Origin of the sequence: Guyparkeria sp. WRN-7 (assembly GCF_001641825.1) — a bacterium.
In the GTDB taxonomy this organism is placed as follows: domain Bacteria; phylum Pseudomonadota; class Gammaproteobacteria; order Halothiobacillales; family Halothiobacillaceae; genus Guyparkeria.
The window spans coordinates 520,365-536,540 of the sequence record NZ_LRFH01000014.1 but is presented as its reverse complement, the minus strand read 5'-3'; the positions used below and the strand labels follow the sequence as shown (position 1 = coordinate 536,540).

The 16,176-nt window shown below is 62.5% G+C and carries 15 protein-coding genes and 1 tRNA gene; 2 read left to right on the top strand and 14 right to left on the bottom strand.

All coding sequences use genetic code 11. From position 1 onward, the window contains the following. Positions 1 to 256: 256 nt before the first annotated feature. The 6 genes from AWR35_RS07070 to AWR35_RS07045 form a co-directional block, all read right to left on the bottom strand. Complete coding sequence (locus tag AWR35_RS07070) at positions 257 to 994, bottom strand: TorF family putative porin (RefSeq protein ID WP_058575222.1); 738 nt, start codon at positions 992 to 994, stop codon at positions 257 to 259. 117 nt (positions 995 to 1,111) lie between these two features. Beyond that, positions 1,112 to 1,453 carry a zinc ribbon domain-containing protein gene (locus AWR35_RS07065; RefSeq protein WP_058575221.1) on the bottom strand — a complete coding sequence of 114 codons (342 nt, stop codon included), beginning with the start codon at positions 1,451 to 1,453 and terminating at the stop codon, positions 1,112 to 1,114. A gap of 58 nt (positions 1,454 to 1,511) precedes the next feature. Beyond that, on the bottom strand, positions 1,512 to 2,747 hold the full coding sequence (gene fmdA, locus AWR35_RS07060; RefSeq protein ID WP_058575220.1) for a formamidase: 1,236 nt from the start codon (positions 2,745 to 2,747) through the stop codon (positions 1,512 to 1,514). Positions 2,748 to 3,275: 528 nt separating this feature from the next. Continuing rightward, entirely contained in the window at positions 3,276 to 4,295 is a 1,020-nt protein-coding gene (locus AWR35_RS07055) for an alpha/beta fold hydrolase (RefSeq protein WP_231723568.1), read from the bottom strand. 107 nt (positions 4,296 to 4,402) lie between these two features. Further along, complete coding sequence (locus tag AWR35_RS07050) at positions 4,403 to 5,395, bottom strand: formamidase (protein WP_058575219.1); 993 nt, start codon at positions 5,393 to 5,395, stop codon at positions 4,403 to 4,405. A 145-nt stretch (positions 5,396 to 5,540) separates the two neighbouring features. After that, entirely contained in the window at positions 5,541 to 6,908 is a 1,368-nt protein-coding gene (locus AWR35_RS07045) for a cytosine permease (protein WP_058575218.1), read from the bottom strand. A 148-nt stretch (positions 6,909 to 7,056) separates the two neighbouring features. On the opposite strand from AWR35_RS07045, the gene AWR35_RS10780 reads away from it, so the two are divergent. After that, on the top strand, positions 7,057 to 7,332 hold the full coding sequence (locus AWR35_RS10780) for a hypothetical protein (RefSeq protein ID WP_156413950.1): 276 nt from the start codon (positions 7,057 to 7,059) through the stop codon (positions 7,330 to 7,332). A gap of 103 nt (positions 7,333 to 7,435) precedes the next feature. On the opposite strand, the gene AWR35_RS07040 is transcribed toward AWR35_RS10780, so the two are convergent. From AWR35_RS07040 to urtA, 7 genes are all read right to left on the bottom strand, one after another. Beyond that, positions 7,436 to 8,548: an AAA family ATPase gene (locus AWR35_RS07040; RefSeq protein ID WP_058575217.1), complete on the bottom strand. Its 1,113-nt coding sequence runs from the start codon at positions 8,546 to 8,548 to the stop codon at positions 7,436 to 7,438. A 30-nt stretch (positions 8,549 to 8,578) separates the two neighbouring features. Next, the gene (locus AWR35_RS07035; RefSeq protein ID WP_058575216.1) at positions 8,579 to 9,625 is read right to left on the bottom strand and encodes an aliphatic amidase; all 1,047 of its coding nucleotides are present in this window, start codon (positions 9,623 to 9,625) and stop codon (positions 8,579 to 8,581) included. A gap of 62 nt (positions 9,626 to 9,687) precedes the next feature. Further along, positions 9,688 to 10,377: an urea ABC transporter ATP-binding subunit UrtE gene (urtE, locus tag AWR35_RS07030; protein WP_058575215.1), complete on the bottom strand. Its 690-nt coding sequence runs from the start codon at positions 10,375 to 10,377 to the stop codon at positions 9,688 to 9,690. Positions 10,378 to 10,402: 25 nt separating this feature from the next. Then, positions 10,403 to 11,149, bottom strand: a complete 747-nt coding sequence (gene urtD / locus AWR35_RS07025) for an urea ABC transporter ATP-binding protein UrtD (RefSeq protein ID WP_058575214.1) — start codon at positions 11,147 to 11,149, stop codon at positions 10,403 to 10,405. Beyond that, positions 11,150 to 12,298, bottom strand: a complete 1,149-nt coding sequence (gene urtC / locus AWR35_RS07020; RefSeq protein ID WP_058575213.1) for an urea ABC transporter permease subunit UrtC — start codon at positions 12,296 to 12,298, stop codon at positions 11,150 to 11,152. Between the two features lie 28 nt (positions 12,299 to 12,326). Next, complete coding sequence (gene urtB / locus AWR35_RS07015) at positions 12,327 to 13,247, bottom strand: urea ABC transporter permease subunit UrtB (RefSeq protein WP_058575212.1); 921 nt, start codon at positions 13,245 to 13,247, stop codon at positions 12,327 to 12,329. Between the two features lie 106 nt (positions 13,248 to 13,353). Continuing rightward, on the bottom strand, positions 13,354 to 14,610 hold the full coding sequence (urtA, locus tag AWR35_RS07010; protein WP_058575211.1) for an urea ABC transporter substrate-binding protein: 1,257 nt from the start codon (positions 14,608 to 14,610) through the stop codon (positions 13,354 to 13,356). 486 nt (positions 14,611 to 15,096) lie between these two features. Between urtA and AWR35_RS07005 the strand changes: the two genes are divergently transcribed. Next, positions 15,097 to 15,888 (top strand): helix-turn-helix domain-containing protein, encoded by a 792-nt coding sequence (locus AWR35_RS07005; RefSeq protein WP_197408155.1) that lies wholly within the window; start codon positions 15,097 to 15,099, stop codon positions 15,886 to 15,888. Between the two features lie 182 nt (positions 15,889 to 16,070). Here AWR35_RS07005 and AWR35_RS07000 read toward each other — a convergent pair. Next, positions 16,071 to 16,146, bottom strand: a tRNA-Thr gene (locus AWR35_RS07000). Positions 16,147 to 16,176: the final 30 nt, after the last annotated feature.

The following is a 16,176-nucleotide window of genomic DNA, read 5'->3' as shown; positions in this document are numbered from 1 at the left end:
AGACGTGCCACCAACCGCTCGTCGCGACGCGGCCGGCATTATCAACAGCTTGGAAGGCCGGCGGCATCGCGCCCGGAACGAAACGCCCCACCGGAGCGCAAGGGAAAACGGACCACTCACCAGCGAGGTGCAGGCAAAAGCGGCAGGCGAAAAAAAACCGCACCGAAGTGCGGTTTACACTATGACTTTTGAACCCGAACGTCATAGCTAGACTAGCCGCGCGGTGCCCTTAACCGCGCGACCCCGAAGTCGACCCTTACATGATGTCGAAGCCGTAAGTCAGGCTGAAGAACACCGCGTTGTCCTGATCGTTGCCCTGGCGATCCTCGCCGCCGATCACGTAGGTGACACCCATGTCGGCGCCGGTATTGCCGATCGGATGGGACAGGCTCAGGTTGAGGTGACGGAAACCGCTGTCTTCGGTAGTGGCAAGGCCGGCCTCGTACTTGCCGCTGTCCTCGTAGGTGTAGAAGCCGGCGGTCGCATCGAAGTTAAAGCCCTTCGGCAGCGGCTGGCTGAAGCTGGCGGTCCAGTAGGTATCGCCCTGGTTGCCCCACACGACGTCACCCAGCAGCGTCTTGAAGCCGACGCTGAACGGGCCGTAACCGGCGGAACCATAGAGCTCGGTACCGTTCGCCGAGTCGTCGATGTTGACGTAGTAGTACTGCACGACACCGAGGTCGTAGCTGAAATCGCCGATGCTGCCGGCATAACCGCCGTAGAAGTCGTTCTCGAAGCCGTTCTGGTCGTCACCGTAACCGAGCGACGAACCCCAGTAGCCGAGGTAGAGGCCGTTGTCGAAACCGACGTCAAAGCCACCCTGCACGGCCGCATCGTCGTTTTCCGGAGCGTTGGTGATACCACGCAGGATGTACTGCGAGTGCACACCGATGTTGCCGGACACGGAGGCTGCCTGGGCAGCGGAGGTCGCGATCATCGGTGACGAGGCCACGGCCGTGGCGAGGATCAAAGGCTTGATGATTGTTTTCTTCATCTTAGGTTTCTCTTCCTGTGGGTGAGTTGGTTGAACGAATCAACCGCGGTCAAGTGAATATCTCGGTGCTCGAGGACGGGGACATCCCGCCCGACGGACACCGCCTCAATCCGGCACCTAGTGCCCGAGCATCCAGGGACGCTTGCCGGGCTGGGCCTTCATCGGCGGACTGCCTCCCTCGCCTTCGGCGGACTGCTTGCCGGAGGCGTGGTGGTGCCCGCAGCCGGGGCCACAGATGTGGCCGCGACGCATGCGAGGCTCGTGAGCGCTGCGCTCGTTGCGTTCGTGCGCCCTGCGCACCTCGGTGCGCATCATGCTCAGCCGTGGGGCCGAGTAGATGACTCGGTTGGCCGACTCACTGCAGATCGGGCACGCCATCGGCTCGCGGTATTCGGAAATGCTGCGCATCTCCTCGAACACGTGGTCGCATCCGGTGCAGTGGTATTCGTAAACGGGCATTTCGCGTCCTACCTCTTGATCGATGTCCTGGCCCGCGCGTGGCGCGCAGGCCGACCACCTACTTGTCTTCCCAGTAGGAGATCGGGACGTCCTTGTTGTCCTTCACCGAGGGCGTGGGCCCTTCGGCGGTCGGATTGATGTCGAAATCGAAGATCTCGGTCGGCAGGAACAACGTCGCGCAGACATTGGGGATGTCGACGATGCCGCTGATGTGGCCCTGCACCGGCGCCGTGCCGAGGATCGAGTACGCCTGGGCGCCGGTGTAGCCGAACTTCTTCATGTACTCGATCGCGTTCAGGCAGGCCTGGCGGTACGAGACGTGGGCGTCGAGGTAATGCTGCTTGCCGTCCTCGTCGACCGAGATCCCCTCGAAGATCAGGTGGTCCTTGTAATCCGGCTGCAGCGGGCTGGGCTTGAAGATCGGATTCTTCACGCCGTACTTGCTGACGCCCTGCTTGATGACGTTGACGCGGATGTGAATCCAGCCGGCCATCTCGATGGCACCGCAGAAGGTGATCTCGCCGTCACCCTGCGAGAAGTGCAGGTCGCCCATGGACAGACCGCCACCGTCGACATAGACCGGGAAGTAGACCCGCGACCCCTTGGTCAGGTCCTTGATATCGCAGTTGCCGCCATGCTCGCGCGGCGGCACGGTGCGGGCGCCTTCGGCGGCGGCCGCCTTGGCCTCAGAACCCTTCATCTTGCCCATGTGGGCGGTATCGGCGTACGGCGGCGCGGCCAGCGGCGGCACCCGGTCCGGGTCGGTCGAGATCAGCTCGGCCTCGCGCTTGTTCCACTCGGCCAGCAGTTCCTTCGACGGCAGGCAGCCGATCAGGCCCGGGTGCATGATCCCGGCGAAGTTCACGCCCGGAATGTGACGCGAGGAGGTGTAGATGCCGTTGAAGTCCCAGATGGTCTTGCGCGCTTCCGGGTAGTGCTCGGTGAGAAAGCCGCCGCCGTTCTCCTTGGCGAACAGGCCGTTGAAGCCCCACTGGGATTCTTCGAAGGTGCCGATATCGAGAATGTCCACGACCATCAGGTCACCCGGCTCGACGCCCTCTACACCGATCGGGCCACTCAGGTAGTGCACCTTGGTGAGATCGACGTCACGGACGTCGTCGGCCGAATCGTTGTTGTCGATCTGGCCACCGGTCCAGTCCATGCACTCCAGGACAAAGTCGTCGCCCGGCTTGACCCAGGCATACATCGGGATGTCCGGATGCCAGCGGTTGTGAATGCAGTCGTGTTCTTCCGGCGACTTCGAAAAGTCGATCTGTATGAGCTTTTCCGCCATCTCAGCACTCTCCCGTGATAATTGACCGCCCCCACTAATGGAGGGCGGCGTATTCGACCCCGTCTCACGAAACAAAAACGGTCAGGGCCTAATTGATTACAACCCTGTTAAAGCAGCTTGTGTGCCAACAAAACCGAGTGAAAATAAAACGGAACAATGCGTGACAAACCAAAACAAAATGGTTCACAAAACGCCTACATTTCGACTCATTCCGTATATTTGTCACGTTTTGTAATGCGTAAAAACGGGTAACAAATGCGCTTTTGCTGGCCAATGGTGCGACCCGAAATCATCCTGGTGCATTGCCCGCAAGAGCCGAACTTGTGCGCCGGAAGACGCCGGCGGGAAAATCGCATCCACAGAACGAAAAAACCCTCCACTCGATGACCGGACGGTCTGTCGAGTGGAGGGTTGAGCGCAGACCGGCCCCGACGTGTCAGTCCCGCAAGGCCGGTCCCCCAGCACGGGAAACCGAAGCGGGAAAGAGCACCGGCCGGGCCGTCCTGAGCCAGCGCCCTGGTGTCGGCATCAACTGGCCAGCAACTCCTTGAGTGCCTGGTCGATGAAGGCGACGTCCTCCGGGTTCATGCCCGGCCCGCCGGCGAAGTGGCCCCAGATCGAGGGAATCGGGCGGAACTCGGCGTTCGGCATGCAGCTGGCCTCGTACTCGTTGTCTTCCGGCGGGAAGTAGAGATCGGTCTGCCCCGGCATGACGATGGCCTTTGCCTTGATGGCGCCCAGCGCCTTCTCGAAGTCGCCCTCGTAGATCAGGTTGTTGCTGATGTCCCCCTGCTGCCAGGTCCACAGCATCGCCAACAGGTTGTTGGCATCCCGGGCGAGGAAGAATCCTTCCCAGAAGGCGACCAGGAAGTCTTCCAGCGAGGAGAAGCCGTACTCGAGGTAGAGCTTCTCGCGGTAGAACGCCTGCGAGAAACCCCAGCCGGCATAGACCCGCGCCATGGCGCGCAACCCCTTGGTCGGCGGCTTTTCGTACCAGCCGTTTTTCCAGGCATCGTCGGCGGTGAGGGCCGCCTTGACCCCTTCGAGGAACACGACGTTGTGTACCGAGGTCTTGGCCGAACCGCAGAACGGCATGATGCGCTCGACCATGTCCGGAAAGGATGCACCCCACTGGAAGGTCTGCTGCGCCCCCATCGACCAGCCGGTCACCAGCGCGATCTTCTCGATGCCGAACACCTCGGTCACCAGCCGATGCTGGAAGTTGACGTTGTCGAACGAGGTAACACCGGGGAACCGCGCCTGGTTGTATGGCTCCGGGGTATTGCTCGGCGATGAGGACAGGCCGTTGCCGAACATGTTCGGGATGATGATGAAGTACTTGTCCGGGTCCAGCGCCATGCCCGCGCCGATCAACCACTCGTTGTCGTAGTGCTGGCCGGAATACCAGGTCGGGTAGACGATGACGTTGTCCTTGGCCGCATTGAGGGTGCCGAAGGTCTTGTACGCCAGCTTGGCGTCGCGGATGGTGGCGCCGGACTGCAGCACCACATCGCCCATTTCGAAGATCTTGTAGTCTTTTTCTGCCACGGAAGTGTCTCCTGATCGATTCAAAGTAATGGACCGATCGCACGACCGGTCCATTGTGCGAGTTCGTCGTGAGCCTCCCCGGCGGCCGGAGCCACCGGGGCTCCGGCTCAGGGCGAATGTTTCCTTTCGGGTTTGGGGAAGCCGCAGGAGGTGCCGTCCGTGACCTCGACCTCGTCTTCCCAGGGCAGCCGATAGCTGCCGGCCACCAGATCCTGCATGAAGGTGTAGGGGCAATCCCGGGCCCCGCCGTCGACCGCGACATAGCCGCGATGCCCGAGCTGGTAGATGTTGTTCTCCACCCCCCACAGGCGCCGCGCCTCGCGCGCCAGGGCCGGCCTGACCTCGGCGGTGATAACCTCGTCCGGCACGCCACTGCCCTCGACCAACGGGGTGCCGTCGAAGTTGACCACCATCCCTTCGCCCATCGAGTTGAACGTCCCGTCCGTTCCGGCCATGCACACGCTGGCGGTATACATGAGGTTGCAGAAGGCGTTCGCCTGGTTGGTGATCTTCCAGGAATGGCGGATCGGCGCGGTATAGCCGGCCGTGCGCAACATGATGTCGGCACCGCGGTAGGCGCATTCCCGCGCCATCTCGGGGAACATCCCGTCATGGCAGATGATCAGCGCCAGCGTGCTGCCGTTCGGCCCCTCGCAGACGGGGATGCCCATGTCGCCCGGCTCCCAGGGCTCGACCGGAACCCACGGGTGCAGCTTTCGGTACGTCAGGCGGATCTCGCCTTGCGCATCGATGATCAGCCCCGTGTTGTAGGGATTGCCGTCCGGGTTGTATTCCATGATGGAAAAGCAGCCCCAGACGTCGTTCTGGGTGCAGGCCTCGCGCAACGCGGCCACTTCCGGGCCGTCCATGCGCACCATGATTTCCGGGTTGGTGTCCATCGACAGGCCGTGGAGCGCATATTCCGGAAACACCACCAGATCCATGGTCGGCATGCCGTTCTTCGCCTTGGCCACCATGGCGCAGACCTTGTCCAGCTGCTGTGCCAGGTCGGCCGGGGTCTCCACCACCGGCAACTGCAGCTGGACCAGACCCAGCACCACCCCATCCGGGGACTTGTTCAGACCGCCGAGACCGCTCATGCCGCCTCCCCGGCCGCCGGGGAGCGGTCATGCCCCCGGGCGACCCGATCGACGGTCATGGCAGTCCGTGCCGTCAGCCCGGTCATTCGCATCGCGTCATTCATCGCCATCGTCCTCACCCAGAACCCGAGCAACACGAGCCGCATCAGGCCGCGGCCTTCTTCTTGTCGGCCACGCTCATCAGGATCCAGTACGCCGCACCACCGACGATCGCGGAGGACACGGCCGTGGACAGGCCCGGCATGCTCTTCTCGACGATGAAGGCAACCACGGAGCCGATCACCCAGGCGATGAACGCCATCGGACGCCAGTCGGAGTCGATCTCGGAGCCCGGACGCTTGAGGTACTGGTCGACGATGATGATGGCGCCGATCGGCGGGACGATGATGCCCAGCAGGCTCAGCCATTCGATGAAGAACGCCCAGACGTTGGCGGCGGCGATCACGATGCCGATGGCACCGAGGACGACCGCCATCAGGCGCATTTCGCTACGCAGGATGCGCGACCAGCCGGTGGAGGCGTTGTACAGACAGTGGGAGCAGACGGAGCCCAGGTTCGCCAGCAGGAAGATGAACGCGATCACCATCAGGAAACCGGAGCCTGAGGCCATCATGTAACCGAACATGTTGTCCTGGCCAAAGGGGTTGGCGTCCGGCACGGCCAGCGCGGCGGTCATCACCCCACCCAGAACCATGGCGATCATGTTGGCGAACGGGAAGGCGCTGAAGGTCGCGACCAGCGAGCTCTTCTTGTCCTTGGCCCAGCGATTGAAGTCGGGCGTCACCGTGCCGGCATCGATGAACAGCGCGATCACCATGGTCAGGCCGACCCCGAACGGCAGCAGCTGCTCCGGATTGTTGCCCGGGTAGGCCATGATCGCGTCGAAGGTGGTCGTGCTCGACGCATCGATGGCAACCCACAGGGCCAGCACGACGAACAACGGCGCGGACACGATGCCGATCCAGTGCAGGCCACGCACGCCGACGAAGGTGATCCCGATGAACAAGGCACCGGCAATGATCGTCATCAGGACGTAGTTGATCTCGTAGGCGCTGCTCAACAGGGCCCCCGCGATCCCCGTCTGCACCGCATACCAGCCGAGCAGCAGGGTCGAGAGCAGACCGGAAGCGAGCGCATACCCCTTGCGGCCGAACACGATGCTGGCGAGCAGCGCGAAGTTGAAGCCCTTCTTGGTGCCCAGCAGACCCAGCAGGGCCACATAGCCGAACATGATCAGGTTGCCGATCAGCATGGCCCACAGGGCGTCGGTGAAGCCCATGCCGAGGACCAGCAGCGACCCCGTCATGGCCCCGGTGATGATCATCGGGAACCCCATCCACACCATGCTCACGGAGAACATGCTGCGACGCGCGGACATCGGCACCGCCGTGTGCTCGTACTCCTTGCCGAGGGCCTGATCCAGCTCTTCCTCGATGTGGTGGATCTCGTCGGCCAGGTGGCCACCCTGGTGGCCCTCGCCTTTCGCTGCATTCGTGACGTGTTCTTGGCTCATCTCGTTTCCCCATGCGTGTGTCGTTGTTCCTGTCGCAACCACCCGGTCACCGGCGACCCTTCGCGTGCCGTTGCACCAGCCCCCGGCCGCCGGTCTTTCGCTCGGGACCCTCCCGGGAAACCCCACAGCGCAAGAAAAACGCTCGGCCGTGACAGAAAATTACGGTTTTCTAAAAAGCAGCTTGTGTGCCAAGGGAATCGGTTTTACTCGAATCGAAACAATCGGTAGCAAAGCAAAACAAAAGGTTTCACAAAACGATTACATTCCGGTTCATTTCGTATCTTTGGCACGTTTTGTCACGCGAAAAACGAACCCGCCGGGACTCTTTTGCCGGGCAATGGTGCGCATTTACCTCCCCGTGCTGCATTTTGGTGACCTGCGCAAATGCCAAAAACCGGGCCGACCAAGAAAACCACCACTTTAAAAAAAGAAAACCCTTCACTCGCCGGCCGGTAGTGCCGATAAGTGAAGGGTTTGCAGGACGGGCGGACGAACCGCGCGTCACGAACGCATCAGTAATGCGGCGATCATTCCCGGAGTCGGAAAACGACCTCCCCGCCGAGCATCACCGCCAGCAGCGAGCGCGACTCGCCCGACGGGTGCGGCTCGGTGAGCAGGAAGTTCGCCAGCGGCGCCTCGATCAGGTGTCGAAACGCGCGCCGCATGGAGCGCGCGCCGAACTTGCGGTCATAGCCGGACTGGATTACACGCTTGCGCACGGACTCGTCGAGATGCAGACGGACCCGGTGCTTGGCCAGGCGACGATTCAGGCGGACCAGTTCCGCATCCACCAGCCGGTCGACCGTGTCGCCGTCCAGCCAGCCGAACACCGAAATGCTGTCGATCCGATTGACGAACTCGGGCGCGAACCGGGCCAGCAGCTCCTCTTCGGCGATGCGGTGTTCCCGTTCGGCCGAACGCGGCGGCAGGAACCACTTGCCCGGCGGCCGTTCGCGACGCTCGGCGGCCCGCTGCAGTCGACGGGCGCCGAGGTTGCTGGTCATGAAGATCAGCGTGTTGCGAAAGCTGTAGGTCCGCCCCCCGGAGGCGACGGTCAGCATGCCGTTGTCGAAGACGTTGAGCAGCGCCTCGACCACCTCGTCCGATGCCTTCTCCAGCTCGTCGAACAGCACGATCCCCGGCTTGCGCAGGGAGCCCTCGATCAGTTCCTGGTCGAGCACCGTGATTCCTTCCTTGCTGCCGACGTATCCCGGCGGCGCGCCGGTGATCGCGGCGGCATAGTGCTCCTGCGACAGCGTGTTCATGTCGACGCGACAGAACGCCTCGGCACTGCCGTGCAGGGCCCGGGCCAGCGAACGCACCACCTCGGTCTTGCCCACCCCGGTGGGGCCGAGGAACAGCGCGGTGTGCAGCGGTCGGCTCGGATCGGAGATGTCGGCCCGCACGATGCGCAGCATCCGCTCCAGCGCCTCCAGGGCCTCCTCCTGGCCGAGGATCTCCCGGCGGACGGAGGCCATGATGGCGTCGACATCGAAGTGGTAACGGCTCTCGATTCCGACCGGCTCGACCTCGGTCGGGCCGACGATCTCGGCTGACGCCCCCCGGTCCTCGTCGGCCAGGCGGGCGGCCTCGATCCGCTCGCGCTCGGTCTGCTCGAGCCTGTCGTTGATGAATGGCATCGTCTGTGCGGTGAGCCCGGGCGGCGAGGGTTACTCGCCGGCCTCGCGTTCGGCCGTGTCGTACGGCAGGTCCTTGACCGGCGCACTGGCCACGCCGACCTTCTTGCGGGTGAACGCCTCGACGTCCTCGCGGGCCTTCTCGGCATCGTTCACCCAGGTGCGGTAGAACTCGAACGGACACTCGGCCAGGCCGCGATCGCCGTCGCCGGAATCGTGCATGCCGGTGTAACCGCGGTGCAGCAGCTTGAACAGGTGGTTCTGCGACTGGTCGTTGGCACGAGCGTCGCGGATCTCCGGGACCGACAACTGGGCGTACTGGATGCCGTTCTCCTCGGTGCCGCATTCGCCCAGGGTGCGACCGTCGAAGCCGATCACCGAGGAATGGCCGAAGTAGCTGTACACGCCGTCGAAACCGGTGGCGTTGGCGACCGCGACGTAGGTGTTGTTCGCCCAGGCCATGCTCTTGGACATCTGGATCTGCTGCTCCTTGGCCGGGTACATGTAGCCCTGGCAGCGGACGATCAGCTCGGCACCACGCATGGCGCAGTCACGCCAGATCTCCGGGTAGTTGCCGTCGTCGCAGATGATCAGGCTCAGCTTCAGCCCCTTGGGCCCCTCGGAGACGTAGGTGCGGTCGCCCGGGTACCAGCCCTCGATCGGGCACCAGGGGATGCACTTGCGGTACTTCTGGACGATCTCGCCCTTGTTGTTCATCAGGATGAGCGTGTTGTACGGCGCCTTGTTGGGATGGTCCTCGTGACGCTCGCCGGTGAGCGAGAACACGCCCCAGGTATCGGCCTTGCGGCAGGCCTGGGCGAAGATCTCGGTCTCCTCGCCGGGGACGGTGGCCGCGGTGGCCATCATCTCTTCGGGGTCGTACATGATCCCCATGGTGCTGTACTCGGGGAAGATGACCAGGTCCATGCCCGGCAGCCCCTGCTTCATGCCGACGATCATGTCGGCAATCTTCTGCGCGTTTTCCAGTACCTCGGCCTTGGTATGCAGCCGCGGCATCTTGTAGTTCACGACGGCAACGCCGACGGTATCGTTACTGCTCGAAATATCACCATGTCGCATGGCAGTTCACCCCTAGGTGGTATGTAGTGGAAAGGCGGTCCCGCACGATCGGCGGGAGCGCGTTAGACGGAAAGGAAGTCGCTGATGGTCTGCTCGTCGCACTCGGAGCGCGGTGCCTCGTAGACGATCTTTCCGGATTCGATCACCATCAGGCGGTCGGCGATCTCCATCGTGAAGCTCAGGATCTGTTCCGAGACCACGATGGTGATCTTGCGCATCTCGCTGATGTCGTTGAGCGTCTTGGCGATGTCCTTGATGATCGACGGCTGGATGCCCTCGGTCGGCTCGTCCAGCAGCAGCACCTCCGGGTTCGACACCAGCGCCCGGGCGATCGCCAGCTGCTGCTGTTGACCGCCGGAGAGGTTGCCGCCCTTGCGATGCCGCATGTCGTGCAGCACCGGGAACAGGTCGAAGATGTCGTGCGGAATCCGCTTGGACTTGACGGTCTCCAGTCCCGTGCTGATGTTCTCGAGCACCGTGAGGCTCGGGAAGATCATGCGCCCCTGGGGCACGTAGGCGAGCCCGCTGGCCACCCGCTTGTGTGTCGGCTCCTTGGTGAGCTCCTCGCCGTTGAGGGCGATCTTGCCGTCCCTCGCCTCGATCAGTCCCACCAGGGTCTTGAACAGGGTGGTCTTGCCCATCCCGTTCCGACCCATGATGGCGAGCGTCTCGTTGTCGCCGACCGTCAGGTCCAGCGACTTGATGACTTCACTCTGGCCATAGCCGGATCGCAATCCAGTCACTTCAAACATTCGATTCACCCTTTGGATTCAGGAATCAGTGCCCGAGATAGACCTCGATCACACGGGGATCCGACTGAACGGTCTCCATGTCACCCTCGGCCAGCACGTTGCCCTGGTGCATGACGGTCACCTTGCTCGCGATCTCCTTGACGAAGTCCATGTCGTGCTCGATCACGATTACCGACCGGCCCTTGCTGATCCGATTGAGCAGCTCGGCGGTCTTCTCCCGCTCCGAGACGCTCATCCCGGCCACCGGCTCGTCGAGCATCAGGAGCTCGGGGTCCTGGATCAGCAGCATGCCGATCTCGAGCCACTGCTTCTGGCCGTGACTGAGCTCGTCGGCCGGGCGGTCGAGCAGATCCGTGAGGAAGATCGATTCGGCGATCTCGCGGATCTTGCCGTCGACCTCGGCGGTGTTCTTGAAGAACAGCGAGCCGAAGACGCTCTTGCCCTTGGGGTAGGAGACCTCGAGGTTCTCGTAGACGGTTAGCGCCTCGTAGACCGACGGGGTCTGGAACTTCCGCCCCACCCCTTCCCAGACGATCCGGTGCTCGGGCAGCTTGGTGAGCTCCTTGTTCTTGAACTTGATCGAGCCGTCCGTGGCCTTGGTCTTCCCGCAGATCAGGTCGAGCAGGGTGGTCTTGCCGGCCCCGTTGGGACCGATCACCACCCGAAGCTCGTTCGAGTCGACATAGAAGTTCAGCCCCTCGATCGCCTTGAAGCCGTCGAACGACACCGTCAGGTCTTCAATGGCGAGGAGAAAGTTGGTGTTCGTGCTCATCTATTTCGCCTCCGTGGATGCCGAGGGAAGGGTTGGGGACGCACCGTCCTTCAGCCAGCCTTTCTCGCGCATGAAGCGCTGGATGTGCGGCCGGGCGTACTTGTCGTACAGGCCGGCAAGGCCGTAGGGGGCGAACATGACCACCGCGATGAAGACCGAACCGATCAGGAACAGCCAGAGCTCGGGGTAGGCCTCGGCGAACATCACCTTGGCGTAGCCGACGATCAGCGCGCCGTACACGGCACCGACCAGCGACAGGCGACCACCGACAGCGGCGAAGATGACGAACTCGATCGACGGGATGATCCCGATCAGACTCGGCGACATGAAGCCGACCTGCAGGGTGAACATCGCCCCGCCGATACCGGACATCATTGCCGAGACCGCGAAGATGAACACCTTGAAGTAGGCCACGTTGTAGCCGGAGAAGCGGATGCGATCCTCGCGGTCACGCAGGGCCGTCAGGATGCTCCCGTACTTGGTCGACAGCAGCCACAGCCCCAGGATCACGCAGCCGATCAGCAGCACGGCGCTGATGTAGTAGAGCGTGAACAGCGCATCGTCGGTGCGGATGTCCCAGCCCATCAGCGTGCGCAGGTCGGTGATGCCGTTCGCCCCGCCGGTGAAGCCCTGCTGACCGACGATCAGGATGGTCGCGATGGTGACCAGGGCCTGGGTGATGATCGCGAAGAACACACCGGTGACCCGTCGGGTGAACAGGGCGAAACCGATCAATGCGGCCACGATCGTCGGAACGATCAGGATCGCCAGCACCGTGAAGGTGAAGCTGTGGAACGGCTCCCAGAACCACGGCAGCGAGGTGATCTGGTTCCAGTCCATGAAGTCCGGGATCCCCGGCGTGGTCTGGGCGGCCGTGCTTTCCGGATCGGAGGCCTCGAGCTTGAGGAACATCGCCATGGCGTAGCCGCCGATGCCGAAGAACACGCCCTGGCCGAGGCTGAGCATCCCCCCGTAACCCCAGGACAGCGCGATGCCGACGGCGACGAAGGCGAAGGCAAGGAACCGCCCGGCGAGGTTCAGGTTGTTGATGTCCATCGTCAGCGGAAACAGCACCAGCAGGACGAGCGCGAGGATCAGCACCCCCGGCAGGCCACGTTTTTCCGCGATGAGTGAAAGAAAGTTATTCATATCTCAAATACTCCCTGGGAGCGCCGCCTCAGCGACGCACCTTGCTCTTGAACAGGCCCTCGGGGCGCAACATCAGGATCCCGATGATCACCAGCAGGGTGAGCACCTTCGCCATTGAGCTGCCAAGGAAGAACTCGAGGATGGACTGGCCCTGAGCGATCAGGAATGCGGACACGACGGTCCCGGAAATGCTGCCCGCGCCACCGAACACGACCACCAGGAAGGTGTCGACGATGTAGAGCGTGCCGCTGGTCGGCCCCGTGGACGAGATCATCGTGAACGCGGCCCCGGCGATACCGGCGACACCGCAGCCGAGGGCGAACGTCAGACGGTCGACCCAGCGGGTATTGATGCCCACCGCCGCACTCATCTCGCGACTGGCCATGGTCGAGCGCACGCGCAGCCCCCAGCGGGAGCGGTACATCAGCCACACCACGCCCAGCGTCACCACGAGCGTCAGCCCCATGATGAACAGGCCGTTGAGGGGGATGTAGATCATCGGCGTCGGGGTCCAGGCGCCATCCAGCCATGACGGCGTGGACGGGCTGACTTCCCGGGCACCGAAGACGGACCGGAACACCTGCTGCATGATCAGGGCGAGGCCCCAGGTCGCGAGCAGCGTGTCCAACGGTCGGTGATACAGGTGACGGATCATGAGGACCTCGACCACCATGCCGACCAGGAAGGCCACCAGGAAGGCCAACGGGATGGCAAAGAGTATGTAGTACTCCGCGCCCCATGATCCCCAGCCGCCCATGACCTCCGATACCACGTAGGTCGTGTAGGCGCCGATGACCATGAATTCGCCGTGGGCCATGTTGATGACCCGCATCTGGCCGAAGATGATGGCCAGGCCCAGAGCCATGAGCAGCAGGACCGAGAAGAAACTCAGCCCGGCGAACCCTTGCATGGCGAATATCGCCATGAGGTCCTGCATTGAATAGTCCATGGAAATTACACCTTGTGAGAGAGCCGGTTAGGCAAGCGGCTCGGTTATCACAGCCACCAAAAAAGGCGCCGGCCCGACACGGGCACGACGCCTCCCCGCTCTCGGCTTACTGGTAGCCTTCCGGGAACGGGTTCGGCTCGATCAGCTCCGGCGACTCGTAGACCACGTCGGCCTGGCCGTCCTTGCGCCACTTGCCGATGCGCGTCTTGCTCCACAGGTGGTGGTTCTTGTGAACCTTGACGTAGCCTTCCGGCGCCTTCTTGAACTCCAGGCCCGGCGAGGCGGCGGCGACCTTCTCGACATCGAAGCTGCCGGCCTTCTCGACGGCCATCTTCCACAGCCACGGACCGAGGTAGGCGGCCTGGGTCACGTCACCGATCACGCTGTCCTCGCCCCAGCGCTCCTTGAACGCCTTGACGAATTCCTCGTTGTTGTCGTTCTCGATGCTCTGGAAGTACTTCATGGCCGAGTAGCAGCCCTCGACGTTCTCGCCGCCGATGCCGAGCACTTCGTCCTCGGTGGTCGCCAGCGACAGCAACAGCTGACGGTTGCCGTTCAGGCCGGCGGCGTTGAGCTGACGGAAGAAGGCCACATTGGAACCACCGACCACGGCGCCGTAGATGGCGTCCGGACGACGCAGGCGGATGCGGTTGATCATCGAGCCGAAGGAGGTGTGACCCAGCGGGGCGTAGTCCTCGCCCACGACCTTGCCGCCCAGCACCTTCTCGATGTGGATACGGGCGATCTTCATGGTGGTACGCGGCCAGATGTAGTCGGAGCCGACCAGGTAGAACGTCCGTGCGCCCTTCTCTTCCCAGAGCCAGTCGAGGCTCGCCAGGATCTGCTGGGTGGCCTCCTGGCCGGTGTAGAAGACGTTGGGCGACTGCTCGAGACCCTCGTAGAAGGTCGGGTAGTAGAGCAGGCCGTTTTCCTTCTCGAGGACCGGCAGGACCGCCTTGCGCGATGCCGAAGTCCAGCAGCCCATGATCGCCGCGACGTTGTCTTCGCGCAGCAGCTTGCGGGTGCGCTGGGCGAAGGTCGGCCAGTCACTGGCACCGTCTTCCTTGATGATCTCGATCTTGCGGCCGAGGATGCCGCCCATGGCGTTGATCTGCTCGATGGCGAGCGTCTCCGCCTCGACCGAGCCGGTTTCACTGATGGCCATGGTGCCGGTCAGGGAATGCAGGATCCCCACCTTGACGGTGTCGTCGTCCACGGCCAGGCCGGTGGTATTGATCTCGGAGGTCGCCGGCTTGGCGGCCATTACTTGTCGGGACCCCATAACCCCCGAGGCCATGATGGGGGCAGCCATCATGGACTTGAGCAGGGTACGGCGGCTGAAAAACTCTTTGTTGTCGGACATCTGTCTGCGCCTCGTATTGCGGTTGCTTCGATTACCAGCAAGTTAATGCGGCATGAGTGAGCGACCACTGACAACGCAAAGCCTGTGCCACCAGACGGAGAACCGACCTTTTCCCATTGACAAACAAATGCTTGCAGACCAAAAACAAATGAAAAAACGACACCCGGAAAATACATCCGTCGCATCGCATCGGTGCACCGAGGAAAAAAATAGGCACCCTTTTAGTTCGTCGCGTTACATTCCGCGACAATTACATAAATGGCAGGAAATGCACAGAAACGAAAAAGGCCGATCTGACAAAGAACGACACTTTTAATATTCAGTCACTTAACCGAACGGGATACCCGTCGAGGGGGAATGGGCCGGTTTTCCGGGCAGGACAGCATCAGGTTGGGCGCACTTTTTGCAGATCAGCGAGGAAGGCCCGGGTGGAACGGCAGTACCCGCAGCCGATACGAGTCCAGCTTTTACAGAGAACATCACGCCATGCCTCATCCGACGGCTCCCCGAGAAGTACACGCAGCCTTCCTGCTGGAGATGTCTCGCCTGATGAACGGGGCGATGCCCCCGGAACAGAAGATCAACAGCGCCCTGAGCCTCCTGTCCCATTGGGCGGGATTGCACTATGGCAGGATCATGCTGCCCGACTACCGGGCAAAGGTATTGAAGGTCGCCTTCAACCACGGTCTTCCCGAGCAGGAACTCGCCTCGGACAAGTACACGGTCCCGATGGACGAAGGCCTGACCGGCCACGTCTGGCGCAACAGCCAGGCCGCGGTGGTCGGCGACATCCTCAACGAACCGATCTTCCTGCACCGCATCGCCGTACCCATGCGCGGCAGTCAGCAACATATCGGCTTTGTCTGCGTGCCGATCCGCATGGATGCCAAGACGATCGGGGTGCTGTCCGCCCAACGTCTCGCCGACCCCCAACACGCCTATGCCGACGATGTCGATCTGATGCGTATCGTCAGTTCGATGCTCGCTCCGATCCTTCAGAGCATGCACGTCAAGGCGGAAGCGGAAAACGAGGAAGCCAGGGAATCGTGGATCACGTACACGACCCTTCACCCCAGACGTCCGCGCACTTACCGGCGGGTACAGCACACCGACGTGCAGGCGATACGGGCTGCCCTGAGACATGCGAGCGGCAACCAAGCCCAGGCCGCTCGACTGCTTGGAATGACCCCGCGACAACTGCGTTATCGCATCAAGAAGCTCAAGATCAACGACGACTCAGAACACCCCGAAGAGCAGCTCAGGTGGCCCATCGGATAACCGAGTCGACAGAGGCGCAAAGAGAAAGAAAAAAGCCCCGAAGCTCCCTCTGCGGCAGGCAGGGGACCTCAGGGCTCGGCAATGGTCGGCACACGGGCGCATTGCGTGTGCAAACCGGCTGATTCCAGGAGTCGTCTGGCAATAGCGTCAGCTATCGAAAACACCTGAAATCAAAGGGGTTGTGGTGCCGGAGATAGGAGTCGAACCTACGACCTTGGCATTACGAATGCCCTGCTCTACCAACTGAGCTACTCCGGCGCGGGACCGGGCATTCTTGTTCTTTTGCCC